This window comes from Psychrobacillus sp. BL-248-WT-3 (genome assembly GCF_012843435.1).
GTDB lineage: Bacteria > Bacillota > Bacilli > Bacillales_A > Planococcaceae > Psychrobacillus.
The window spans coordinates 1-872 of sequence record NZ_JABAFC010000089.1 but is presented as its reverse complement, the minus strand read 5'-3'; the positions used below and the strand labels follow the sequence as shown (position 1 = coordinate 872).

General features: G+C 38.9%; 1 pseudogene. It reads right to left on the bottom strand.

Annotation, left to right across the window (positions count from 1 at the left end):
- Window positions 1–110 precede the first annotated feature (110 nt).
- A pseudogene (locus HF876_RS18720) lies at window positions 111–872 on the bottom strand (transposase); the annotation flags it as partial.

Below are 872 nucleotides of genomic sequence, written 5' to 3'. Positions count from 1 at the left end.
GAGGCTGGGACAAAACTAGCTTCTAATATTGGAAAAAGAGAAATTGAGCTCACTCAATTTCTCTTTTTCCTTATTTTTATGTATTTTTTATTCTTCTATCTAGTTTTTACCGTGAACTTACGTAAGTTCACGGCCATTAACGCAAGACCCATTTCATTTTCAACCTTCGGTTTCCCACGTACAGAAAATCGTGAGAAACGCAAATTAGCCTTCAAGAATCCAAAAACTGGTTCCACATCAATTTTTCTTTGACGATAGATAGAACCTGTCTTTTCCTCTGAAAGCTTCGCACTCACATATTCTTTTTGTTGCTCCCACTTTTCGTTCACCATCAACTTTCTATTATTACCTTCTTTTGCTTTCGTACAAGAGGAGCGGAACGGACAACCTGAACAGTCCTCACATTCATAGATCTTAAACTCCCGTTTGTATCCTGTCTTGTCCTCGCGTATGGAATGATATTTAAAGGACAGCTGTTTCTGGTTCGGGCAGGTGTACGTATCGTTCTCTTCGTCGTACTTCCAATTTGCAGTATTGAACTTATTTTGTTTCTGTTTCTTCTTTTGCTCTTTGATGTACATGTTATAGGTGATCAGAGCTTCGCGTTTACGATTAGATAGTATATCGTCATAATTCTGTTCGCTTCCATAGCCTGCATCTGCCACGATATGCTTCGGTAGCTTAAAGTAATTTTTCTCAATCTCATCCAGGAAGGGGATCAAGGTTTTGGTGTCTGTTGGATTAGAAAACAAACTATAGGCAAGCGTGTATTGACCCTCTGTTGCGATTTGTACATTATAACCAGCCTTCAATTGACCATTTTTCATGTAGTCGTCTTTCATCCTCATAAAGGTTGCATCATGGTCAGTCTT